Raw genomic sequence first — 22,204 nt, forward strand, 5'->3', positions numbered from 1 at the left:
GGCACACAGCACGGTGAGCAGGAACAAGGGGGGCAAGACAAGGTGGACGTCACCATCTACGTACGACTCAGCCTCGATCAGCACGGCGACCAGTTGGGCGTTCAGCGACAGGAGGACGAGTGCCGGGCGTTCGCCGCAACCCGGGGCTGGACCGTACGAGAGGTGATCGCGGACAACGACGTCAGCGCCACCTCGGGCAAGGTACGACCGGGGTTCGAGCGGCTGTTGGCGTCCAAGCCGGACTCGATCCTCTGCTGGCACACTGACCGGCTCGTACGCAAGACGGAAGACCTGTTGCGAGTGATCGCACTCGGGGTCAACGTTCACGCCATCCACGCCGGACACCTGGACCTCTCGACTCCGGCCGGTCGAGCCACGGCCAAGACGGTTACGGCGTGGGCGGAGTACGAGGGCGAGCAGAAGGCGCTACGCCAGAAGGCATCGAACCTTCAGGCGGCCAAGAACGGCACGCCGCACAAGACAGGCTTGCGGCCGTTCGGATACGCCGACGACTACGTGACCGTGGTCGAGGCTGAGGCAGAAGCGATCCGCAAGGGGGCCGAGATGGTTCTTCAGGGCGAGACCCTGGCGGCCGTCGCTCGCTTCTGGACCGACCTCGGTCTGCTCGCTCCCCGCTCGTCGTCCGGCACGGCGAAGGGCGAGGCGAAGGGGTGGGGTGTAGGCGGAGTGAAGAAGGTGCTCATCTCCCCTCGGTACATCGCTCAGGCCACCTACCACGGCGAAGTGGTGGGTGAGGGGCAGTGGCCCGCGATCCTGGACGAGGCGACGCACTACGCCATCGTGTCGGCACTGACGAACCCCAAGCGCTTCACGGGTGGCGCACGTACCGGCTCGGCCCCTCAGACCCTGCTCGCCGGACTGGCTACCTGCGAGCGTTGCGGGGAGACCGTGCGAGGCGGCATGTACCGAGGGACCCCTGTCTACCGCTGCGGACAGAAGCACGTACGTGTACCCCGAGAGCTGGCCGACAAGCGAGCCGGTAACGCCGTCCTGGCGCGGATCGTCTTCCCCGACTTCCTGCCCTGGGTCCTCGCCGCTCGACAGGAGGAGGGAGACGACTCGGCCCACCTCCACCAGGAGGCGCAGACCCTGCGGGAACGGCTCGACGGGCTGGCCGTGGCCTACGCCTCGGGGTCCATCTCCCTCTCGCAGATGACGGCCGGTACCGAGGCGATCCGGGCCAGGCTCGACGAGATCGACGAGAAGCTGTCCGGTGTCACTGGCCTGCCCCCGATCGACCCCGTGTCGGGCATCGCTGGCCTGATTCAGGACTGGCCGAACACGCCGCTCCCCATCCGTCGAGCATGGGTCAAGTTCGTCACCACGATCACGATGCACCCGAACGGCTTCAAGAAGGCGGCGAAGATGACCGTGGACGACTACATGACCGTGGAGTGGAACCACACCGCCGACGACGAACCCGACGCGTAGCCTGCCCCACTCGACTCGCGCCCCGCTCTCACCCGAGGGCGGGGCTTCGTCGTCCCAGGCCACGCCTCTCCCGTTCCAGCATGGTGTACGATGCCGGGCCAGGTCGCCGCCGTCGCTCCCGACCGCAAGAGACCGAGTCCAGGCCCGAAGCCTTGGGCGCCCACCTGTGAAGCGCTGTGCCCTCCGCACAGCCACCCCCGCGAAGAAAGGGAGGCACATGTCCCGCCGTCCGGCGGGGGTCGCTGGCGCACTCGTGTGCGCCTCACAGGAAGGAGCCGCAACCAGTGGCCATCAGCTTCGGTCATGACCGCCCGTGGGGTGGAGTCTCCCAGCGCGAGTACCGGCGCATGTCGCAGGAACCCTGGCACCCGCTCGCCTACCGCGTGCACTTCGCTGCGCTGGGCTGGGCCGACCGCCAGGGTCATGCAGCCTTCGCCCCTGGAAAGCTGGCCGCTCTGCTGGGCAAGGAGGGCGAGCCCCTGTCCGACCAGAGCACGACCAACGCGGTCAACCGGGCCAAGAGGTTTGGCCTTGTCTCGCCCCGGTCGGGGGCCGCTTGCCTTGTCCTCCCCCCTCACCTCTTCCAGAAGGGGAAGGGTGCGCCGGTACCGTGCCGCGCCCATCAGGACCGGTGACCACACACCGCAGGTGTAGCCAGCACACGCCGCACGTGTAGCGGCATGGTCACTGACCTGCGGAAACGTTCGCCTCCTCTCTCTTCTTTTTGTCCTCACAGTTGCGGCCCCGAAGGGGCCGACAGAGGGAAGCACCTACGGCAAGCGAAGTAGGGGCGCGGCAGCGCCCCAAGAGGCAGGCACTGGCGAAGCGGCAGGCAGCATGGGCGGCCGAACGGCCGCCACAGTCCGAAGCCTCTACGGCAGAGCGGCCCCGAAGGGGCCGACAGGAGCAAGCCCAAGGGGGGGCGCTGCCGCGCCCCACAGGCAAGGACGTAAGGCTTCGTTCTGTGCACTCGTTCGCCGTCGCCAAGGAGGCAGCACAAGCCTTTGACCAGGCGCTACGCCGCAGCCGGCTGGAGTACAGGCCAGCCTGAAAGGCCCTGAAACCGTGGCAGGATTTGAGCCGGTAAGACACGGCGGTCGAGCAAGGACCCTTCAGGGGGTCATACCCCACCCCCTTCCGCCGTTGCCTCTCGCGTCGTCTCGGCCGTCCGCTTCGCCGTCGACCTGGCAGGCGTGAGCCCTTGCCTTCCCGCCGTCGACGGGCTGGTCCGTACCCCATGACAGGCGAACGGCTGTGCGCCAGCGTGAGCGGCTGACAGGCCGCGCCCCTGGCAGGCAGGCGAGAGCACAGCGACAGGCAGGCAGGCAGGCGCACGCCCGTTGCCGTGGCCAACCAGGCGCAGCGCTGGCCGACGCAAGGCAGAGGGACGCACCCGACCGTGGCGCAGCGTGACCAGTAACAGCCGTCTCGAAAACCAAGGTTTGTGAGACGAGACGGGAAGCACCCCGGAAGGGGGCGCAGCACTGTTCAAAACCCGTCTCGAAACTTCCGTCTCAGGCTTGATGTATTGAGACGAGTTCTGAGGCAGTCCCGGCCATGACGACGAACACGATCACCGGTCAGCTCATCGGATACGCCCGCGTCTCGACCGATGACCAGGAAGCGCAGTTGCAGCGCGACGCACTGGCGGCCGCAGGGTGCGTCCGCATCTTCGAGGACAAGGCCAGCGGGAAGAACACCGACCGGCCGGAGCTGCGGGCTGCACTCGACTACGCCCGCCCTGGCGACACCCTGTGCGTGTGGAAGCTCGACCGCTTCGCCCGGTCCCTCATCGACCTGGTGACCATGGTCGACACCCTTCGAGAGCGGGGCATCGGGTTCAAGGTGCTCACGGGTGCGCTGGCCAACATCGACCCCGGTACGGCAGACGGCCGTCTCATGCTTCAGGTCGTCGGGGCCATGGCCGAGTTTGAGCGCAGCCTCATCAAGGAGCGCACCCGCGCAGGACTGGACGCAGCCAAGGCGCAGGGTCGTACGGGTGGACGCCCGTCCGTCGTCGATGAAGACGTGCTCACTGTGGCCCGTGCCAGGAAGGCGAAGGGCGAGAGCGTGAGCGCCATCGCCAAGGCTCTCGGGATCTCCCGAGCCACCCTCTACCGCCACCTTGGAGAGAGCGCCTGAGAGAGGCGCACAGCGGCGCAGTCAGGCCGCCAGGGCACGGACAAGCATCGTGCCCACGGCCCTGCCCTCTGGCGGGTCGATCAAAGACACGCTTACGTCAGAGAAGCCCTGCCCCGTCAGGATGTGCCCCCACTCCTCCGGAGAGTGGTCGTGCCGCAGTCCGGCTCTGGCAGGCGCTGGCCCCTGGCTTCCTGGCGCCAAGTGCGAGAAGGCCAGGATGCCACCCAGCGCCATACGTGAGCGGATCAGCGGGAGCAGGGTGTGCGGATCGACGAACCACACGGCACCGAAGATCGAGAGCACGACATCGAATGTCTCGTCCGTCTCGCTCAGGAACGCCGTCGCCTCCGCCGTACGGAACTCAAGGTTCGGCAGACTGCCCCAACGCTCCCGCGCCGCCGCCTCGCGGGCGGGGGCCACGTCCACCCCCAGACCTGTTGCGCCAAGCGTGACCAGGTGCGCGAGGTTACTGCCACTTCCTGAGCCGAGTTCCAGCACCCGGCATCCAGCCACGGGACCGAGAACGCTCTCGTTCGGCCCGTGATCGGCGTACTGAGTCCAGTTCAGCCACGTCGTCTCGCCCTTGGCGTTCACGGTCCTGCGTGGCTTACTCCCAACCGCGTACCTGTCCCAAGACTCAGCCAATGACATGCAGTGATCCTTTCCGGCATGAGGGGCCCACCCCCCAACGTACGGGGATGGGCCCCAACTCACGTGCTGCTCACCACTACTTGGGCGAGTCGTGGCACCCGGCGTGGCACTGGTTGCAGTCGGCCGCGTCCTCCATGCCCCACAGGTCGGGGTCGATCTCGAACCCGGCCGCCTTGATGGCCTTGATCGTCTGCTCCAGAACGAGCGGGCCGCCGCTCTTGCGGTCGCGCCCGTCCTGCTTCGCCTTGTCGTCGCTGACGCACTGGACCCCGGCCGTCGTCCCCGGAAGCTCTGGAACGTGGTGGATGTACCGGCCGAAGTGCCGACTGGTGAAGTGGTGGTACGGGATCGAGTCGAGCATGAACGAGTGCCATGCCTCGTCCACCTGCTTGGACGGGCCCATGAGAAGGTCCGGGTTCTCGCCGCACGTGACCAGGTAGGCGATGGCCTGTCCGAACTTGGCCTCTGCAAGTTCGCGCGTGTTCTCCGGGTTGCGGAGGAGGAGGGCTACCTCCCGCTCCCACACGTCCGGGGTGATGTACGCCTTCGGGTCGCGGATCACTACTGCCGTGCTCATGCTGGCTTGCCTCCACGTAATTGGGTGTCCGTGGTGCTCCGGTCATGTCGCCCACCCCTGCACTTGGGGCACAGGCACGGCGGCATCAGGCCAGTAGCGAGGGGCTCCGCGCCCTCACCCTCGTACAGGGTTCGTGGCTTGGTCTGAGTGCCGTCGGCTCTCACCGTGTAAGCGCTGATGCGGATGGACATGACGACCATGTTCCGGATCGATCACGACCATTGCGGCGACGTTCAAGGCGTCCCTCGGGCGTCATGTCGGTGTCACCCCGAGGGCGTCAAACCGGTGTCATTGGAGGCGTGACGTGGCTACCCTCGGATCATGACGACTCCGGCCGAGCGGGAGCGAATCCCCAACGACGTGCTGACTTCCGTGCGCAAGTCGATGAACCTCAGCCAAGACGAGTTCGCCCGGGGCTTACGCGGCGCAGGCGAAGAGTTGGGGGAGCCGAACGACGCCTCCAAGCGACTCGTGCAACGCTGGGAGTCCGGGGAGACCAGGACATGCCGCCCGCTGTATGCGCGGGCACTGAAGCGGTTCACCGGCCGCACCCCCGAGTCGCTGGGGTTCGCGATCCCGATGGCACGCGTCCACTCAGACGGGGTAGGAGGCCACGACATGGAAGCTGGGGAAGTCGGCACAGCTGACGCCGCCACAAGCCCGGAGCCAGAGCCGCAGACCGAGTACGCAGGCATCTGGCTGTCCCAGTACGAGTTCTACTCGTCCAGCCGCGATGAGACGTTCGACTGCAAGCATCACGTTGTGATCGTCCAGCACGGCAACCGGCTGACAGCACAGAGCCTGCCTGGAGCGTCGACCAACCCGGACAGCCCGTTGTCTCTGGATCTCACGGTTGACCGGAACGTCGTCACCGGTACGTGGACCGAGCAGACGGCGGCTGACGGGTACTACCAGGGCGCCCGGTACCACGGTGCGATTCAGCTACTCATCGAGCCGACGGGCCGACGCATGGCGGGCAAGTGGGTCGGGTTCGGCAAAGACTTCGATGTGAACACGGGCCCGTGGGAGCTGCGCCTGCTCGACCGATCGACAGGCCGCGCGAGCATCGAGCGGTACTCGACCACACCGCAGTGAGGGATCGGGGGCGCTCCCCTGCGGGAGCCGCCCCGCGCAGGCGCCTGGCCACCGAATCCGCCCCGACCGGTTCGAACTGGCAGGTGCGCGCGACCCGCTTTCAAGTTCCCCAAAGCATCACCACGAGAACTCCTGGTGGAGCGGGTCGATGAGGATGCCGGGCAGGGAGCGGAAGGCGGCGGCGCCGATGATCGTCACGAACGTGACGGCGGCGACCCACCAGGCACGGTGCACCCGGGCGCGGCGGCGCGGGCGGGCGGGCTCCGGCTGGTGTACGGATGCTGCGGCGGCGTCGGTTGTCTGGGGCACGTCATTGAGCTTCCGATGCGCGATCCGTCCGATCCAGTGGCCCGAAAGACAGTGTTCGCTAGGATCGGGCCATGACGTCCGAGCGTACGTACCGCGCACACCGGCCGCACCGCGTCGTCGTCCTCGCCCTCGACGGCCTGCTCCCCTTCGAACTGGGCATCCCGCAGCGGATCTTCGGGCGCGCCAAGGACGAGCGGAAGCGCCCCCTGTACGAGGTCGTCACCTGTTCTGTGCGCCCGCCGGGGCCGGTGTGCACCGACGCCGACTTCGCGATCCTGGTCGAGCACGGCCCCGAGGCCCTGGCCACCGCCGACACGGTCGTCGTCCCGGCCTCCTACGAGCTGGGCCCCGTGCACGAGAAGGGCGTACTGACCGAGGAACTGGCCGCCGCGCTGGCGCTCGTCCGGCCCGGCACCCGGCTCGTCGCGATCTGCACGGGCGGCTACGTCCTGGCCGCCGCCGGATACCTCGACGGCCGGCCGGCGACCACGCACTGGGCCTCCGCGGAGCACTTCCAGCGACTGTTCCCGAAGGTGCGGGTGGACCCGGACGTGCTGTTCGTGGACGACGGTGACGTGCTCACCTCGGCCGGGGTCGCGGCCGGGATCGACCTGTGCGTGCACATCGTGCGCCGGGACCACGGCACCGCCGTCGCCAACGACGTGGCCCGCCGCACCGTCGTGCCGCCCCACCGCGACGGCGGGCAGGCGCAGTACATCCAGCGCCCGGTGCCCGATCCCCAGCAGTCCTCGACGACCAACGCCCGCGCCTGGGCACTCGGCCGTCTCCAGGAGCCGATCCAGCTGCGGGACATGGCGGCCCAGGAGTCGATGTCCGTACGCACCTTCACCCGCCGTTTCCGCGAGGAGGTCGGAGTCAGCCCGGGCCAGTGGCTCACCGGGCAGCGCGTCGAACGGGCCCGGCACCTGCTGGAGTCCACGGCGCTGTCCGTCGACCAGGTGGCCCGCGACGCCGGCTTCGGCACGGCCCAGTCGATGCGGCAGCACTTGCAGGCGGCGCTCGGGGTCACCCCGACCGCGTACCGGCGGACTTTCCGTACGGAGTTGTCCACAGCCTGTGGACAGTGAGCGGGAACTTCACCGCACCCCCTGGATCCCCCGCACTCGTCGCGCTCGTCGCGCTCGTCGCGCTCGTCGCGCTCGTCTCACTCGTCGGAACGGCGGCGCGGCGCTGTCCGCCCCGAGCATGGCATCGCGCGCCGCCACCCGACTCCGGCGCTCCCGCCCGGCTCCCATCGCCCCCGAGGGAACCGCCGCCGAATCACGACCCACGCTCGTCGAGGGCTCCGTCACCGAGGCCTCGTCGTCCCCTCGCGGCGAATCGCTGCCTACAAGCGTGAGGAAACGGTCACGATCCGTCAACCGGCAAAGGGGGATTCATCACTTATGCCCCGCATGCGCAGGACGCGCACGGAAGCATGCCCCGGCGCACTGCCGCACACCCCCGGGAGAAGCGGGGGCTCGTGCACCCGGCGCACCCCGCGCCGCCGGCCACTACACCACTTCGTACGCGAACCCCTCGTACGCCACCGCGCCGCCACCGCTTCCGCAGACCGGCGCGGTGTCCGCGCGCCCGGCGCAGCGGTCCAGTTCGCACCAGATGCGCTTGCCGGTGCCCTCCCGGCTCCAGCCCCAGCGGTCGGCGAGGCCGTCGACGAGAGCGAGACCCCGGCCGCCCGTCGCCTCGCCGTCCACACAGCGGGGCACCGGGGCCCGGTCGCTGGCGTCGTCCACTTCGAGGCGGACGGTCGCCTCCTCGGCCTCCTCGGCCACCGCTCCCGGCAGCACCAGCCGCAGCACGGCGGAACTGCCGGTGTGCACCACGGCGTTGGTGACCAGTTCGGAGACGAGCAGGACCAGCGTTTCGGCGAGTGGTTCGTCGGCCTGTATCCCGGCCCCGGCGAGCCGTGAGCGCGCCCACCGCCGCGCACGCCCCACTTCCGAGGGGTCGGGCCGGACCTCCAGCTGCACTTGAAGCACCTGCACCGCTCACACCATCCGAACCGGCGGACACAAAGGCTCGCGCCTCATGAGGGCCACGATCGTAGCCATTTTCTGCATGGCCAGAACAAAGGCCGGGCCAGGGATCACGGAACGTGAATCCCCTGTGGGACAGCATGGTTGACGTACAGTCACCCCAACAAGCGCTTCGGGCATATTCCAGCGCGAAGGAGTACCCGTGCGGCATACTGTGCGACGCTCGTTCCGGGGAGTCGAACAGGCGGCGGCCGACGGCCGTTCCACCCTGCGAGGCAAGGCGCACACTGCCGGTTCCGGAGCCGCCCCAAGGGCAACTCCGGCACGGCTGGCGCTCGGGACCACTCGCATCCCAGACAAGGTACCGGAGTGTGGCGCCGACTCCGGGCCGTGACGGGTCACACGGCGGACACAACCCGGTATCAACGCTCTGTGATGCCGTCCTGCCACGATCCGCGACACCTGTTCGGGAAGGCGATGACGGCCGTCGGCCCGGGACGCGCTACTCGGGCACGGTGAAGTACCGGGCGAAGGCCGGGACGATCTCCGCCTCCCCCACCTTGCCGTCGCCGTCCGCGTCGAGCGCCTCGGCGACCGACCGGGCGGCGTCCCCGGGCACGCCGAGCGCGGTGAGCACGCGCGCGGCGGCCTCGACCGTGGCGGCTCCGTCACCCTCGGTGTCGGCGACGTCCAGGGCCGCGTGCAGGAAGGGCCGGGCGATCTCGGCGAACCCGTCCGGGTTGTCCCGCAGCCGCTTGACCGCTCCGGAGACGAACTCCTCGCGGGTGATGCGCTGGTCGCCGTCCCGGTCGGCGATGCCGGCCATGCCCTGCCAGAACGCCTCCGCGCCGTAGTACAGGGCCTGGCCCTTCTCGGAGCGAGCCGCGGTGGCGAACTCGGCGAGCACCGCCTTGGCCGCCCCGCTGAAGTCCGAACGGTCGATGTATCCGTTGCCGTCCTGGTCGAAGGTGGCGAACCGCGCGGCGATCCTGCGCTCGTACTCGCTGTTGACCATTGTCTTCTCCGGCCGCCTCACGTCGTCGGTTTCGGTGGGTGCGTATCGCTCGTGCACAACGCTCGGAGCGTACGACGCCGGGCGCGGCCGCGGGCGGGATCTACGCGGAGAGCGGGCGCGGTTCGTCGCCGGTCGCCGAGGCGAGGTCGGGGTGGACGTCGAAGAGCCGGCGCACCCCGAGCGCACCGAGGACGCGGTTGACGTGGGAGCCGTCGACGGCTCCCTGGGCAGGCAGTATCAGGCGCAGCCGGCCCTGACAGGAACGGATGAGCCGCCGGGAGGCGATGAGCACGCCGACCCCGCTGGAGTCGCAGAACAGGACCTCGGAGAGATCCAGGACAAGGCTGTGCCGCCCCTCGGCCACCTCGTCGTGCACGCGCTGCCGCAGCACCGGTGACGTCACCAGGTCCAGTTCGCCCGACACCTGGAGCACGGCCCACTGGCCCTGCTCGCCGCCGGTCACGTTGAACGTCACCACCATGCCCTTCATTCGTCGGAACGTCCGGAATCACCCGAAACGGAAGCCATGCTTACGCTTCTTGGCGGCGCGCCTGCCCACCGGCCGTTCCCGCAAACGCTGGCCCGGAAACGGGGTCCGGTCGGAAGAGGCTTGTTTCAGACTGTTTCGATCCTGTTCGATCGAATCCGGTCGCACGATAGAGGGTAGGTGAGGCGGATCGGGCGCGTTTACCACCTGCGGGCCGTCGGGGCGCGCATTGGCACAAAGGGGCGTGCGGTGTCGGACGTGCCGACTACATTCGGGGAGACGGTGGCCGCAGGCTGGAGACCGGCACGGGCAGGGAACGAGCACGGAACGAGCAGAGGACCGCACAGGGGGTGAAGGGGCCGCATGGCGAAGAGGGACGTACCACTGCGCTGGGACCGCAAGATGCAGCAGCGGCTCGCGCGTGGGGAGGCCGCCGCCCTGGGCGAGCTCTACGACCGGTTCGCCTCGCTCGTGCACGGCCTGGCGCACCGGGTGCTCGGTGACGAGCGGGCCGCCGACCACATCACGCGCGACGTCTTCGCGCACGTCTGGGAGCACCCGGACGCCTACGACCCCCGGCAGGGCCCGCTGCGCACGTGGGTCGCCACGCTGACCCACCGCCTGGCCGTGCAGCGGCTGCGCGCCACCGAGACGGCCGCCCTCGCCCGCGGCGGCCCCGGCACCGCGGAGGAGCTGGAGAGCAAGGTGCGCCACGCCTCGGTCGCCGCCCGCGCCGACTACATCGTCCAGTCCATGCCGGCCCCGCTGCGGGCCGCCCTGGAACTGGCCTACTTCCAGCGCCGCGACTACCGCCAGACCGCCGCCGACCTCGGCGTCACGGAGGACGAGGCCCGCCGCCGCCTGCGCCTCGGCCTCCAGCTCCTCTCCACCGCCCGCGACGCCGGCGCCCCGGAGACCCCCGGCGCGCCACCGGGATACGGGGGTGCGGCATGAAGGGGGCGTACGACGAGAACGGGGCCGCCGAGGGGCCAGGGGGGCTCGGGGAGCCGGCGGGACAGGCTGGGCCCGGCGCCCCCGGTACTTTCGGCGGTCCCGGGCGCCCCGGCAGCCCCGGCGCGTCCGAAGGCGGCAACGCCCTGCCGGGCGCCCCTGGAGGACCCGGACACCATGGCGGAGGCGACGGGCCCGGCGGGCCGGCACCCGGCGAAGGCCCTGGTGGGTCTGATGGGCCTGATGGGCCTGATGGGCCTGATGGGCCTACGCCCAACCGTGGGGCCGGTGGACCCGGCGAGCCGACGTCCCACGACGGAGACGGCGGATCCGGTCCCGGCCCCGGTCCGCGTATACCGCTGCCCCGTGCGTCCGTCGAGGACGGTGGGCGGACGTTGCCCGATGCGGTGCCGGGCGGGGCGGTCGCGCTGGGGCACCACGTGTTGACGTCGCTCCTCGGGGCGTGGGCGCTGGCCGCCTGCTCGGCCGAGGAGGCCGCGGCCGTCGAGGAGCATCTCGGCGAGTGCGACGCCTGTGCCGACGAGGCGCTGCGGCTGCGTGAGGCCGTCGCGCTGCTCCAGCGACCGGAGAGCCTCGACCTGGACCCGGCCCTGCGCACCCGCGTCCTGGACGGGTGCCTGGAGCGGCGCCCGCCGCGCATCCCGGTACCCGAGTGGGCCACACCGTACGACGCCGAGACCGCGCGGCTGGACGCGCTGCTGCTGGACATCGGCGACGCCGAGTGGCACGCGCCGGTGAGGCTGCGCTGGTTCGAGGCCGACGAGGCCGCGAGCCGCCGTACCACCGTCGCCGGGGTCATCGCGCACCTGCTGACGGTGGACGGGCTGGTCGCGGTCGCCCTGGGCCTCGACGACCCGCTGGGCGACATCACCACACCCGCCCCCGCGCCGGCCGGCCGCACCGAGGCGTACTGGCGGGCCTCGCACTACCCGCCCACCCGCGCGGTGCGGGCACCCTGGCGCGAGCAGAGCCACGGCATCGTCCGCACCGTGTCGTTCACCGGCGACGCGGGCCGCATGCCGGTGTCGTACGGCGACTCCGAGCTACCGCTGCACGACGCGATGCTGGACCGGGCGTTCGAGTGCTGGGTGCACGCGGAGGACATCGCCGACGCGGTGGACTACCCGTACGAGCCGCCCTCCGCGCGCCATCTGAACCGCATGATCGACCTCGCGGCCCGAATGCTGCCGGGCGTCCTGGCGGCACGCCGACGGGCCGGGCTGGCCGCTCCGGGCGACCGCCCGCACCTGGTCACGGCGGGTGAGCCGGGGCGCAGCCTGCGGCTGGAGATCGAGGGCTCGGGCGGCGGCGAGTGGCTCATCCCGCTCGACTCCCCGGGCGCGGTGGGCTCCGCCGAGCACGAGGTGGCCCATATCGCCCTGGACGGCGTGGAGTTCTGCCGACTGGCCGCGGGCCATGTGCCTCCGGCGGAGGCGGCGGCGGGTCAGATGGGCGACCGGGAGGCGATCAGGGACGTGCTGTTCGCGGCGGCGAGCCTGAGCCGGATGTAAGGGGCGGTGGCTGCGTCGTCGGCGGCTGCGGGCAGTGGGTGATTGCTCGCGCAGTTCCCCGCGCCCCTGGAGGACGTGCAGTGGACACACCTTCAGGGGCGCGGGGAACTGCGCGACCAGCCCCCACCCGCCCGCAGCCGCCCGCGAGACGGATCCCCGGAGCTCCTGGGCGGAGCCCTTACGCGAAAACGACCGTCCGCCGCCCGTTCAGCAGAATCCTCCGCTCGGCGTGCCACTTCACGGCCCGCGCCAGCGCCTGGCACTCCACGTCCCGCCCCACCGCGACCAGTTGGTCCGGCGTGACGTCGTGGCCGACCCGCTCGACCTCCTGCTCGATGATCGGCCCCTCGTCGAGGTCGGCCGTCACGTAGTGCGCGGTCGCGCCGATCAGCTTCACGCCCCGCGCGTGCGCCTGGTGGTACGGCTTCGCGCCCTTGAAGCTCGGCAGGAAGGAGTGGTGGATGTTGATGATCCGGCCGCTGAGCTGCTTGCACAGGTCGTCCGAGAGGACCTGCATGTAGCGGGCCAGCACGACGAGTTCGACGTTCTCCTCGCGCACGATCTCCAGGACGCGCGCCTCGGCCTCCGCCTTGGTGTCCTTCGTCACGGGGATGTGGTGGAAGGGGATGTCGTAGGAGCCCACCAGCTCGGCGAAGTCGGTGTGGTTGGACACCACGGCCGCGATCTCCACCGGCAGCGCGCCGATCCGGGCCCGGAAGAGCAGGTCGTTCAGGCAGTGCCCGAACCTGCTGACCATGAGCACGATGCGCATCTTCTCGTCGGCCCGGTTGATCTGCCAGTCCATGTGGAAGGCGTCACCGATGGCCGTGAAGCTGGCGCGCAGCTTGTCCACGGTCACCGGCTCGTCGGCCGAGAAGTGGACGCGCATGAAGAACAGTCCCGTGTCATGGTCGCCGAACTGCTGGCTGTCCTCGATGTTGCAGCCGGTCATGAACAGGTAGCTCGACACGGCGTGCACGATGCCCTGCTTGTCGGGGCAGGACAGGGTGAGGACGTACTGGTCGGCCGGGGCGGCGGCGGCCGGCGGGACGGCCGCGGCGGACTGCTCGTTCATGCAGGACAGGGTCCCATATCCGGGCCCGCCGCCCGAGCACCGTCCCGTCAGGCGGACCGGGTCAGGATCTGCAGCACCTCGAGCGTGCGCGGCTCCACCTCCGGATCCTCGCCGTCACCGGCGGCCAGCCGCACGTGCGCGTCACGCGCCGCCCGCACCGCCTCCGGCCAGTCCGGGTGGTCGAGGTACGCGTTCACGGGCGCGTCCGGCCCCACTTGGTGCATGATCCGCAGTACGCGCAGCACGGCGGTGTCGACGAGCGCCGCCTCCTGCGAGTCGCGGAAGACCGTGCCCACGTACTTCTCGGCGGACCAGTGATCCAGCCAGGTGTCCTCCACCAGCCGGTACACCGCGTCGGTGACGTCGCCGTAGCCGTCCACACCGGCCAGCCAGACGTCCCGCTGGAAGGCGGGGGCGGAGAGCATGTGCAGCGCTGAACGCACCTGGCTGCGCCAGCGCCACCACGGCATGTCGTTGAGTGGCATGCCGCCCATGGTGGAGGAGCGACGGCCGCGACGGGAAGAGTTCTCCGAACCTTGCACGGTCATCGATCGTACGTTCCCCTCCACCCGTGCCTCACCGGCCCCCGTAATTCACCTCCGCGTCACCACGCGTTGACCGCAGATCACTTACAGGTTAGCCGTGTGACGGAATCGTGCGGGTACATGACCGGCAGGCGACCCACCCGCAGTACCTTCCTCCGCGGCCTGATCGGCCGCTCCCGGGCCACCCGCACCGGCGCTCTGTCCGCGGGCGCCCTGGTGGCGTGTGCGTCGCTCGCCGCCGGCTGCGGGATCGTCCCCGGTGCCACGGGGGGCTCCGGGGACGATCCGATCACCGTCATGACCTGGGCCCCGCAGGACACGGGCGCGACCAACAAACCGGGCATGCCCGCCTTCGCGCAGGCCTACGCCCGCTGGATCAACGACCGGGGCGGCCTCGCCGGCCGCGAACTCAACGTCCTGACCTGCAACGACCACAACGACGGCATCACCGCCGCGAAGTGCGCCCGGCGCGCCGTCAAGGAGAACGCGGTCGCCGTCGTCGGCTCCTACAGCCAGCACGCCGACTCCTTCTTCCCTGTGCTGGAGGGCGCCGGCATCCCGTACATCGGCGGCTACGGCATCACCAACACGGAGTTCACCAGCCCGCTGTCCTACCCGGTCAACGGCGGCCAGCCGGCGCTGCTGGCCGGCCTCGGCAGCACGCTCGCCGAGTCGTGCGGGCCCGTCACGCTCATCCGGCCCGACACCATCGCGGGCGACCAGCTGCCCGTGCTGCTCGACTCGGGACTGACCGCGGGCGGGCACGAGCGGGCCCACGACCAGCGGGCGGCGGAGGACGCCACCGCGTACGACGGGCAGTCGGAGCAGGCACTGGAGCGCGCGACCACCGACCCGGGCGAACCGGGGTGCGTGGTGCCCGTCCTCGGGGACCGCACCGGCACCTTCATGGACTCCTTCCGGCGGGCCCGCGAGGACTACCCCGAGGTGGGCACCGCGAGCGTGCTCGGCAGCGTCGACCAGACCACGATCAACGCGAGCGGCGGGACGTCCGGGCCCTACGAGGGGGCGTACGTCACCGGCTGGTACCCGGCGGTGAACGACCCGGCCTGGGACGGGATGAAGAAGGTGATCAAGGAGCAGTCGTTCGGCGACAACAGCGTCGACGCGGCGGATGCCGGGGTGCAGACCACCTGGATCGCGTACACCGTCCTCAAGGCGGCCGTCGAGTCGCTCGGCGACGGCGAGGTCAGCGCCGACACCCTGACCCGCGCCCTCGACGACGGGCTGAAGATCGACACGGGCGGGCTCACCCCGACCCTCCGATGGGAGTTCGCGGACAAGCTGGCGTCGGTCGGCTTCCCGCGCCTGGTCAACGCCGAGGTCACCCTCCAGGTCGTACGCCAGGGCCGCCTGGTGTCGGCCCGCGACGGCGCCGTGGACACCACCCGGACCCTGCAGAACGCCGACGTGGCCTGACCCGGCCCGGTCACACCGGGTCAGAGCTGGGTCGGCTCGCGTTCCGTCAGGCCGTACTTCTTGGCGATGGTGTTCCAGATCTTGGCGGCCTCGGCCTTCTCCTTGCTCGCCGTGCCGCTCGCCCGGTTGCCGGCCTGGGTGTGGCTGGTGGTGCGGGCCTTGCCCTTCTTGCAGCCCTTCTTGCCGGCCGTCTGGTCGGCCCAGGCCGCGTAGTGGTTGTCGGCCGACGCCGAGGCCTGCCACGCCTTGGTGAGGGCGGTGGTCAGCTCGGTGTGCTGCGGCAGCTTGTCCACGGACAGCTGGGAGAGGCTGGTGACCAGCCCGGTGCGCTGCTTGGCGGCCTCGCGCAGGTCCTTGGCCGCCTGGGGCAGGTTGTCGCAGGACTTCACGTCACCGACGGCGTTGATCACCGTGGTCCGGCTGTTGCCGCTGTCGGCCAGCAGCTTGTCCAGCTCGACGGCCTGCTGCCGGACCGGGTCGACGGACGGCGAGGCGGAGGCCGACGCGGACTCGGAGACCGGGGCCGTGGCGGACACGGTCTGGTTGCCGCCCTCGTCCTCCTCTCCACCCCCACCGGCCATCATGGCGCCGGCGCCGACGCCGACGACGGCTATACCGACGCCCACGGCCGCGAGGAGCGGCAGGCGCGAACCGGTCCGCCCGCCGCGGCCATCCCGGCCGCCCCCGCTGTCGTGTCCGCGTCGCCTGCCGCCGCCACCACCGCCACCCGGGCCCTGCGGGGCGTACATGGGCTGGTCGCCGGGGCGCGGATGCTGCGGCTCGTCGAAGGCGGGCAGCTGCTGGGTGGCGGAGGCGGGGCCGTCGGCGCCCGGCGCGCTGCGGAAGAGGTTGTCGAACTCGGCGGGCGGCTGCCGACCCTCGTCACCGCCGGGCGCGGCACCGTACGGGGCCGGGGCGGGGCCGCCGGGCACGGGCGCGATGAACTGCGTGGCCTCAGCGTCGGGGGTGGGCGCGGCGGGGGCGGGCTGGTACCCGGCCGCGGGCTGCGAGGGGTACTGCGGTGCCCGGCCGAGGAACTGCGTCGACTCGGCGTGCGACTGGGCGGGTCTCTCCGGAGGCAGCGCGCCCGGGGCCACGGGGGGTATGTACTGCGTGGCGCCCTCGTCCGCGGGTATCCCGACCGGCGGCAGGTACTGGGTGGCGCCCTCGTCGGCGGGCGTCGAGGGCGCGGAGGGGTGCGGGGCGTGCGGCTGGGGCCCGTGCGGCTGATACGCCTGGGGCTGGGGCGGCTGCGGCGGCTGGTGGCCGTGCGACTCGTGCGGCTGCGGCGCGGGCAGCTGGTGCCCCTGTGACTGCTGCGGCTGCGGGGCGGAGGGCGCCTGGCCGTGCTGTCCGTACGACGCCTGCGCGCCGTACGACGGCTGCGCGCCGTACGACGGCTGCGCGCCGTACGCCTGGCCGCCGTCGGCCGGTCCCCCGTACGTCGGGGCCTGCGCGCCCTCCGGGGGCAGCGGGCCCGGGCCGCCCTGGGGCGGCAGGGCGCCGGGGGCCTGGGCCGGGCCGCCGCCCTGCGCGGGCCAGGCGTGCGGGTCGGCCGGCTGGGCGGGGGACCGGTCGGCCTCCGGGGTCCCCCAGGGCTGGGCGCCGGGCGGCGTGGGCCAGCCCTGGCCCTGGCCCTGGGCCGGGCTCTGCTGCTGCTCGGGGCCCCACGGCCGGTCCCAGGCCTGGCCGCCGGGCGGCGCCGAGGCGGACACGGGCCCACCGGCCTGCGGGCCGGCGGGTCCGCCGGCCGAGCCCGGCAGCAAGGGCTCGCCGCCGTCCGAGGGCAGCACGATGCCTTCGTGCGCTTGCCGCGCCGAGGGCTCCTCGCCCTGTCCACTCTGCGTCACCGGGACTCCTACGAATGGGGGACCTTCGGAATCGTCGGCTCACGCTACCGGGTCCCCGGAGCCCACTGCCACGCAGCATGGGGCGTCAACTCCTTCCCTGTGACCGCGGTAACAAAACCGGGCCGCGGCACGCTGTTCATGGCACTTGCCGCTCACCGCGCCGGAGTTTCCGGCACGTTCACCCGTCCGCGGCCCGTTCGTTCACGCGGCGGTCCGCAGGTCGAGCCGCGCTCCGAACTCCCTTACCACCGCCTCCTCCCGGTACGGTTCCAGCCGGGCCTGGAAGTCCTCCAGGTACTCGGCGCCCCGGTTCGAGCGCAGCGTCCCGAGGAGCTCCACGGCCTTCGTCGCGGTGCTGCAGGCCTGTTCGACCTCGCGCTGCTGCACCTGCGCGGTGGCGAGCAGCACATGGCCGATGGCCCGCCTGCGCGCCCGCGACTCCGGATGCCCGTCCAGGGACTGCCGTGCGTACCGTGCCGCCGCGTCGGCCTGCCCGAGGTCTCGGTGGCAGTGCGCCAACTCGTCGGCGAGATACGCCTCGTCGAAGTGCGCGATCCACACCGGGTCGTCCCCGGAGGCGGGATCGGCCGCCTCCATCGCGCAGACCGCCCGTCCGGCCGCCGTGTGGGCCGCCCGTACGTCGCCCAGCAGCGCGTGGCCGCGTGCCTCGGCCGCGTGGAACATCGCCTCCGCACGCGGCGTCACCCGCCCGCGCGCCCCCTCCTGCGCCGCGCGCGCCAACTGCGCGATCTCGCGCGGGTTCCCGAGCTGCGCGGCCAGGTGGCTCATGGACGCGGCGAGGACGTACCCGCCGTAGCCGCGGTCCCCGGCCGCCTGCGCCAGCCGCAGCGACTGGATGTAGTACCGCTGGGCGAGCCCCGGTTGCCCGGTGTCGACGGCCATGTATCCGGCCAGCTCCGTCAGTCGGGCGACCGTGGCGAACAACTCCCGCCCGACCGCCTCCCGGTAGGAGCCGGCGAGCAGGCCGGAGACGACGCTGTTCAGGTAGTGCACGACGACCGGGCGCACGTGCCCGCTGCCGTACTGGTGGTCCAGGTCCACCAGCGCCTGCGTCATCGCCCGCACGGCCGCCACGTCGGACTGGCCCACCCGCGGCCCGGCCGAGCGCGACACCTGCGAGTCGGGGGCGGAAATCAGCCAGTCCCGGCTGGGCTCGACGAGCGCGGACGCGGCGACGGAGGAGCCGGACAGGAAGTCCCGGCGCCCCACGTCGCTGCGCCACAACTCGCAGACCTGCTCGATGGCTCCCAGTACCGTCGGCGAGAACTGGAGGCCGACACCCGACGCGAGGTTCTTGCCGTTGGCCATGCCGATCTCGTCGATCGTGACCGTGCGGCCGAGCTTGCGTCCGAGCGCCTCGGCGATGATCGCCGGTGCCCGGCCGCGCGGTTGCTGTCCCCGCAGCCAGCGGGCCACGGACGTCTTGTCGTACCGCAGGTCGAGACCGTGCTCGACCCCGCACATGTTGACCCGGCGGGCGAGGCCCGCGTTCGAGCAGCCCGCTTCCTGAATGAGCGCCTGCAGTCGTTCGTTCGGCTGCCGCGCGACGAGCGGCCTTGCGGCCATGGCGTAACCCCCATGCGGTCTCATGCGGTCTCGGTGCTGTCCCGGCGGACGAAAAGTTCCGGCCGTGAAGATCAATGCCCCGTCGATGTGCCGACAATGCGAGACTTGCGAAGCTTGCGAGGATTGCCGGAGCACCGGCCGACGCCGGCCCCACACGTGGCTACCCAGCTCCCGCGGCGAATCCTCCCGCGCGCCCCCACGCATGCACCCATGCGCCCCGGATGCGGAATCGATGCTCCTCCCCCGCGCGCGCACCGCCCGTAACCCCTGGTGAGCACGGGAGTTGAGTTCGACGTGGAAGAGACCATCCCCGGCACCGAAGCCGCCCAGATCCCCCAGCAGCGCGGCACATCGCTGCTGGAGACCGCCGTACGCTATGCCGAGGAGCGCCACTGGGACGTGTTTCCCGGCACCTGGCTGGTAGCCGCCGACGGGGTGCAGCACTGCTCCTGCGCGGACCCCGCGTGCGCCGCCCCGGGCGCGCACCCGGCGCGCGAGGACTGGGCGACGCAGGCGACGGGCAGCGCGACCGTGGCCCGCCGGATGTGGCAGAAGCAGCCGACGGCGTCGATCCTGCTGCCCACGGGGCGGACGTTCGACGCGATCGACGTGCCCGAGACCGCGGGGTTCCTGGCCCTCGCCCGGATGGAGCGGATGGAGCTGACGCTCGGGCCGGTGACGCTGACGCCGGACCGGCGCATGCGGTTCTTCGTCCTCCCGGGGGCCGCGGTGAAGGTGCCGGACCTCGTGCGGCGGTTGGGGTGGTCGCCGTTGTCCCTCGACCTGACGGCGCTGGGGGAAGGGACGTACGTGGCCGCGCCGCCCACCCGGTACGGGACGCGGGGCGCTGTGCAGTGGGCCTGCCGGCCGACGCCGGCGAACCGGTGGCTGCCGGATGTGGAGGAGTTGATCTCGCCGTTGGCGTACGCGTGCGGCAGGGATCGCTGAGGGGCGCCCCCTCCCGCGTGGCTCGCCTTGCCGGGCGTCCGCCGGCGGCACGTGATTGATCGCGTGGTTCCCCGCGCCCCTGGAGGGGCGCGTTCCCCCCGTAGGGTTCTTGTTGACGGAGGGAGACGTGGTGAGCGCGAGCGCCGTACGCGTACAAGGGCTTTGGAAGCGGTTCGGGCAGCAGGTTGCCGTGGGTGGGATCGATCTGGAGCTGCCCGCGGGCAAGTTCATCGGGCTCGTCGGACCGAACGGGGCCGGGAAGACCACCACCCTCTCCATGGTGACCGGGCTGCTGCGGCCGGATCAGGGATCGGTCGAGGTCGTCGGGCACGACGTCTGGCGTGATCCGGTGGAGGTGAAGGCCCGGATCGGGGTGCTGCCCGAGGGGCTGCGGCTGTTCGAGCGGCTGTCCGGGCGGGAACTGCTCGCCTACACGGGGCGGTTGCGCGGACTGCCCGGCGACGAGGTGGACAAGCGGGCCACGCAGCTGCTCGACGTGCTCGACCTGTCCGGAGCCCAGCACAAGCTGGTCGTCGACTACTCGACCGGCATGCGGAAGAAGATCGGACTCGCGGCCGCGCTGCTGCACAACCCCGAAGTGCTCTTCCTGGACGAGCCGTTCGAGGGCGTCGACCCGGTCTCCGCCCAGACCATCCGGGGCGTCCTCGAGCGCTACACCGCCTCCGGAGCCACCGTCGTCTTCTCCTCCCACGTCATGGAGCTGGTGGAGTCGCTGTGCGACTGGGTGGCCGTCATGGCCGCCGGCCGCATCCGCGCCACCGGCACCCTCGCCGAGGTGCGCGGCGAGGCGGCCTCCCTGCAGCAGGCGTTCCTCGAACTCGTCGGTGCCGGGGGCCGGGACGCCGGGTCCGATCTGGACTGGCTGGGCGGCGGGTCCCGATGAGCGCGGAGGCCACACCCTTCACCTCCGGCACGCAGGGCACACCTGCCGCGTCCGGCACGTCGGGCACGTCCGTCACGTCCGTCTTCGTACGGCTGAAACTGTCCCTGCTGCGCAACGGGCTGCGGCAGTCCGGCGGCCGGCGGGCCGCCTACGTCGCCTCGGCCGTCGTCGTGCTGCTCTTCGCCGCGCTCCAGCTGATCGGCCTGATCGCGCTGCGCGGATACGCGCACGTGGACTCGCTGGTCGTCCTGCTGGCGGCGGTGCTGGGCCTCGGCTGGGCGGTGATGCCACTGTTCTTCCCCGGCGGCGACGAGACGCTCGACCCGACCCGGCTGGTGATGCTTCCGCTGCGGCCCCGCCCGCTGGTCCGGGCCCTGCTCGCGGCGTCGCTCGTGGGCATCGGGCCGCTGTTCACGCTGTGCATGTTCGCCGGTTCCGTGGTCGCGGTCGCGCACGGCGGGGCGGCGTACGCCGTCGGAGTCGTCGGCGCCGTCCTCGCGCTGCTGGTGTGCGTGACCCTCGCCCGGGCCGTCGCCGCCGCCAACGTGCGGCTGCTGACCAGCCGCAAGGGACGCGACCTCGCGGTGCTGAGCGGTCTGGTCGTCGCGGTCGGGGCGCAGCTCGTCAACTTCGGCGCGCAGCGGCTCGGCTCGTCGGGACTGGAGCAGCTCGACCCGGCGGCCGACGTGCTGCGCTGGGTGCCGCCCGCGTCGGCGATCGGCGCGATGGACGCGGCGAGCGACGGGTCGTACGGCGTCGCGCTCGCCCAGCTGGCGCTGACCGCGGCGGCCCTGGTGCTGCTGCTGTGGGTGTGGGAGCGCCACCTGACGCGGCTGATGACCACGCCCGACGGCTCCACCCTGCAGAGCGACACCCGACCGGTCCGCGAGCGCGGCTCGGCCAAACTCGCCCGGCTGCTTCCCGCGGGCCGCACCGGCACCACCATGGAGCGCGCCCTGCGCTATGTGTGGCGCGACCCCAAGACCAAGGCGGCCTGGGTGACCTCGCTGGCCATCGGACTGATCGTGCCGGTGTTCAACGCCTGGCAGGGCACCGGCTCGGTCTACTTCGCCTGCTTCGCCGCCGGGATGCTCGGCATCCAGATGTACAACCAGTTCGGGCAGGACACGTCCGCGTTCTGGATGGTCGCGATGACGATCTCCTCGACGCGGGACGCGTACGTCGAGCTGCGCGCCCGCGCGCTGGCCCTGCTGCTGATCACCCTGCCGTACGCCACCCTCGTCACCGTCCTGACCACGGCGATACTCGACGACTGGCGGACGCTGCCCGAGGCGCTCGGCCTGTCCTTCGCGCTGCTCGGCGCGATGCTGGCGACCGGCGCGTGGACCTCGGCGCGCTTCCCGTACTCCATCCCGCAGGAGGGGTACAAGAACGTCGCCCCCGGCCAGGTCGGACTGGCCTGGATCTCGATCTTCGGCGGCATGGTCGGCGCGGCCCTGCTGTGCGCTCCGGTGATCGCGCTGACGATCTGGCTGAACGTGCGCGAGGGCGGCGGTGGCGGCTGGCTGCTGCTCCCGGTGGGCACGGTGTACGGCGCCGTGCTGACGCTGCTCGGTCTGCGGCTGGCCGCGCCGCGCACGGCGGGGCGGCTGCCGGAGATCCTGACGGCGGTCAGCAAGGGGTGACGGG

The 22,204-nt window shown here is 71.5% G+C and carries 20 protein-coding genes and 1 pseudogene; 11 read left to right on the forward strand and 10 right to left on the reverse strand.

The window, feature by feature from the left end; translation table 11 throughout:
- The first annotated feature begins 42 nt into the window (after window positions 1-42).
- The 3 genes from ACFW48_RS08200 (at window position 43) to ACFW48_RS08210 (ending at window position 3,594) form a co-directional block, all read left to right on the forward strand.
- Window positions 43-1,452, forward strand: a complete 1,410-nt coding sequence (locus tag ACFW48_RS08200) for a recombinase family protein (protein WP_386311548.1) — start codon at window positions 43-45, stop codon at window positions 1,450-1,452.
- 284 nt (window positions 1,453-1,736) lie between these two features.
- Window positions 1,737-2,087, forward strand: a complete 351-nt coding sequence (locus ACFW48_RS08205; RefSeq protein WP_386311550.1) for a hypothetical protein — start codon at window positions 1,737-1,739, stop codon at window positions 2,085-2,087.
- Window positions 2,088-3,009: 922 nt separating this feature from the next.
- On the forward strand, window positions 3,010-3,594 hold the full coding sequence (locus ACFW48_RS08210; RefSeq protein WP_386311552.1) for a recombinase family protein: 585 nt from the start codon (window positions 3,010-3,012) through the stop codon (window positions 3,592-3,594).
- Between the two features lie 21 nt (window positions 3,595-3,615).
- Here ACFW48_RS08210 and ACFW48_RS08215 read toward each other — a convergent pair whose 3' ends face one another.
- Both ACFW48_RS08215 and ACFW48_RS08220 read right to left on the reverse strand, forming a co-directional pair.
- A complete protein-coding gene (locus ACFW48_RS08215; RefSeq protein WP_386311554.1) occupies window positions 3,616-4,188 on the reverse strand; it encodes a class I SAM-dependent methyltransferase in 573 nt (190 codons plus the stop codon).
- 133 nt (window positions 4,189-4,321) lie between these two features.
- Window positions 4,322-4,822, reverse strand: a complete 501-nt coding sequence (locus ACFW48_RS08220; RefSeq protein WP_386311556.1) for a glycine-rich domain-containing protein — start codon at window positions 4,820-4,822, stop codon at window positions 4,322-4,324.
- A gap of 321 nt (window positions 4,823-5,143) precedes the next feature.
- On the opposite strand from ACFW48_RS08220, the gene ACFW48_RS08225 reads away from it, so the two are divergent.
- Window positions 5,144-5,917, forward strand: coding sequence for a helix-turn-helix domain-containing protein (locus ACFW48_RS08225; protein WP_386311558.1), 774 nt, complete (start codon window positions 5,144-5,146; stop codon window positions 5,915-5,917).
- 120 nt (window positions 5,918-6,037) lie between these two features.
- Here the strand turns inward: ACFW48_RS08225 and ACFW48_RS08230 are convergent.
- Window positions 6,038-6,226 (reverse strand): annotated as a pseudogene (locus tag ACFW48_RS08230) (MFS transporter); the annotation flags it as partial.
- A gap of 71 nt (window positions 6,227-6,297) precedes the next feature.
- Between ACFW48_RS08230 and ACFW48_RS08235 the strand changes: the two are divergent.
- The gene (locus ACFW48_RS08235; RefSeq protein WP_386311559.1) at window positions 6,298-7,314 is read left to right on the forward strand and encodes a GlxA family transcriptional regulator; all 1,017 of its coding nucleotides are present in this window, start codon (window positions 6,298-6,300) and stop codon (window positions 7,312-7,314) included.
- A 426-nt stretch (window positions 7,315-7,740) separates the two neighbouring features.
- Here the strand turns inward: ACFW48_RS08235 and ACFW48_RS08240 are convergent, their stop codons facing one another.
- The 3 genes from ACFW48_RS08240 to ACFW48_RS08250 form a co-directional block, all read right to left on the reverse strand.
- The gene (locus ACFW48_RS08240) at window positions 7,741-8,217 is read right to left on the reverse strand and encodes an ATP-binding protein (RefSeq protein ID WP_386312076.1); all 477 of its coding nucleotides are present in this window, start codon (window positions 8,215-8,217) and stop codon (window positions 7,741-7,743) included.
- A gap of 508 nt (window positions 8,218-8,725) precedes the next feature.
- Window positions 8,726-9,238 carry an EF-hand domain-containing protein gene (locus ACFW48_RS08245; RefSeq protein WP_386311561.1) on the reverse strand — a complete coding sequence of 171 codons (513 nt, stop codon included), beginning with the start codon at window positions 9,236-9,238 and terminating at the stop codon, window positions 8,726-8,728.
- A gap of 100 nt (window positions 9,239-9,338) precedes the next feature.
- Entirely contained in the window at window positions 9,339-9,719 is a 381-nt protein-coding gene (locus tag ACFW48_RS08250) for an STAS domain-containing protein (RefSeq protein WP_386312079.1), read from the reverse strand.
- A gap of 369 nt (window positions 9,720-10,088) precedes the next feature.
- Here ACFW48_RS08250 and ACFW48_RS08255 point away from each other — a divergent pair, with 369 nt between their 5' ends.
- Window positions 10,089-10,679: a sigma-70 family RNA polymerase sigma factor gene (locus tag ACFW48_RS08255; protein ID WP_386311563.1), complete on the forward strand. Its 591-nt coding sequence runs from the start codon at window positions 10,089-10,091 to the stop codon at window positions 10,677-10,679.
- Window positions 10,676-12,208 carry a zf-HC2 domain-containing protein gene (locus ACFW48_RS08260; protein WP_386311565.1) on the forward strand — a complete coding sequence of 511 codons (1,533 nt, stop codon included), beginning with the start codon at window positions 10,676-10,678 and terminating at the stop codon, window positions 12,206-12,208. The genes ACFW48_RS08255 and ACFW48_RS08260 overlap by 4 nt, the downstream gene beginning before the upstream one ends.
- A 178-nt stretch (window positions 12,209-12,386) precedes the next feature.
- Here ACFW48_RS08260 and purU read toward each other — a convergent pair whose 3' ends face one another.
- On the reverse strand, window positions 12,387-13,283 hold the full coding sequence (gene purU / locus ACFW48_RS08265; protein WP_386311567.1) for a formyltetrahydrofolate deformylase: 897 nt from the start codon (window positions 13,281-13,283) through the stop codon (window positions 12,387-12,389).
- A gap of 47 nt (window positions 13,284-13,330) precedes the next feature.
- Window positions 13,331-13,831 (reverse strand): hypothetical protein, encoded by a 501-nt coding sequence (locus ACFW48_RS08270; RefSeq protein ID WP_121747611.1) that lies wholly within the window; start codon window positions 13,829-13,831, stop codon window positions 13,331-13,333.
- Window positions 13,832-13,948: 117 nt separating this feature from the next.
- On the opposite strand from ACFW48_RS08270, the gene ACFW48_RS08275 reads away from it, so the two are divergent.
- A complete protein-coding gene (locus ACFW48_RS08275) occupies window positions 13,949-15,265 on the forward strand; it encodes an ABC transporter substrate-binding protein (RefSeq protein ID WP_386311569.1) in 1,317 nt (438 codons plus the stop codon).
- 20 nt (window positions 15,266-15,285) lie between these two features.
- Here the strand turns inward: ACFW48_RS08275 and ACFW48_RS08280 are convergent, their stop codons facing one another.
- The gene (locus tag ACFW48_RS08280) at window positions 15,286-17,115 is read right to left on the reverse strand and encodes a hypothetical protein (RefSeq protein ID WP_386311571.1); all 1,830 of its coding nucleotides are present in this window, start codon (window positions 17,113-17,115) and stop codon (window positions 15,286-15,288) included.
- Window positions 17,116-17,316: 201 nt separating this feature from the next.
- Window positions 17,317-18,702 carry a transcriptional regulator gene (locus ACFW48_RS08285; RefSeq protein WP_386311573.1) on the reverse strand — a complete coding sequence of 462 codons (1,386 nt, stop codon included), beginning with the start codon at window positions 18,700-18,702 and terminating at the stop codon, window positions 17,317-17,319.
- Window positions 18,703-18,996: 294 nt separating this feature from the next.
- On the opposite strand from ACFW48_RS08285, the gene ACFW48_RS08290 reads away from it, so the two are divergent.
- The 3 genes from ACFW48_RS08290 (at window position 18,997) to ACFW48_RS08300 (ending at window position 22,200) form a co-directional block, all read left to right on the forward strand.
- Window positions 18,997-19,650 (forward strand): bifunctional DNA primase/polymerase, encoded by a 654-nt coding sequence (locus ACFW48_RS08290; protein ID WP_386311575.1) that lies wholly within the window; start codon window positions 18,997-18,999, stop codon window positions 19,648-19,650.
- Window positions 19,651-19,762: 112 nt separating this feature from the next.
- Window positions 19,763-20,554: an ABC transporter ATP-binding protein gene (locus tag ACFW48_RS08295; RefSeq protein ID WP_386311577.1), complete on the forward strand. Its 792-nt coding sequence runs from the start codon at window positions 19,763-19,765 to the stop codon at window positions 20,552-20,554.
- Window positions 20,551-22,200, forward strand: a complete 1,650-nt coding sequence (locus tag ACFW48_RS08300; RefSeq protein ID WP_386311579.1) for a transporter — start codon at window positions 20,551-20,553, stop codon at window positions 22,198-22,200. Before ACFW48_RS08295 ends, ACFW48_RS08300 begins: the two co-directional genes overlap by 4 nt.
- Window positions 22,201-22,204: the final 4 nt, after the last annotated feature.

Source organism: Streptomyces sp. NPDC058812 (assembly GCF_042744565.1).
Classification (GTDB): Bacteria; Actinomycetota; Actinomycetes; order Streptomycetales; family Streptomycetaceae; genus Streptomyces; species Streptomyces thinghirensis.

Coding starts and splice junctions, on each gene's coding strand:
- ACFW48_RS08210 (WP_386311552.1), top strand. CDS start 3,010: ATGACGACGAACACGATCACCGGTCAGCTCATCGGATACGCCCGCGTC.
- ACFW48_RS08220 (WP_386311556.1), bottom strand. CDS start 4,822: ATGAGCACGGCAGTAGTGATCCGCGACCCGAAGGCGTACATCACCCCG.
- ACFW48_RS08225 (WP_386311558.1), top strand. CDS start 5,144: ATGACGACTCCGGCCGAGCGGGAGCGAATCCCCAACGACGTGCTGACT.
- ACFW48_RS08235 (WP_386311559.1), top strand. CDS start 6,298: ATGACGTCCGAGCGTACGTACCGCGCACACCGGCCGCACCGCGTCGTC.
- ACFW48_RS08245 (WP_386311561.1), bottom strand. CDS start 9,238: ATGGTCAACAGCGAGTACGAGCGCAGGATCGCCGCGCGGTTCGCCACC.
- ACFW48_RS08250 (WP_386312079.1), bottom strand. CDS start 9,719: ATGGTGGTGACGTTCAACGTGACCGGCGGCGAGCAGGGCCAGTGGGCC.
- ACFW48_RS08255 (WP_386311563.1), top strand. CDS start 10,089: ATGGCGAAGAGGGACGTACCACTGCGCTGGGACCGCAAGATGCAGCAG.
- ACFW48_RS08260 (WP_386311565.1), top strand. CDS start 10,676: ATGAAGGGGGCGTACGACGAGAACGGGGCCGCCGAGGGGCCAGGGGGG.
- purU (WP_386311567.1), bottom strand. CDS start 13,283: ATGAACGAGCAGTCCGCCGCGGCCGTCCCGCCGGCCGCCGCCGCCCCG.
- ACFW48_RS08270 (WP_121747611.1), bottom strand. CDS start 13,831: ATGACCGTGCAAGGTTCGGAGAACTCTTCCCGTCGCGGCCGTCGCTCC.
- ACFW48_RS08275 (WP_386311569.1), top strand. CDS start 13,949: ATGACCGGCAGGCGACCCACCCGCAGTACCTTCCTCCGCGGCCTGATC.
- ACFW48_RS08285 (WP_386311573.1), bottom strand. CDS start 18,702: ATGGCCGCAAGGCCGCTCGTCGCGCGGCAGCCGAACGAACGACTGCAG.
- ACFW48_RS08300 (WP_386311579.1), top strand. CDS start 20,551: ATGAGCGCGGAGGCCACACCCTTCACCTCCGGCACGCAGGGCACACCT.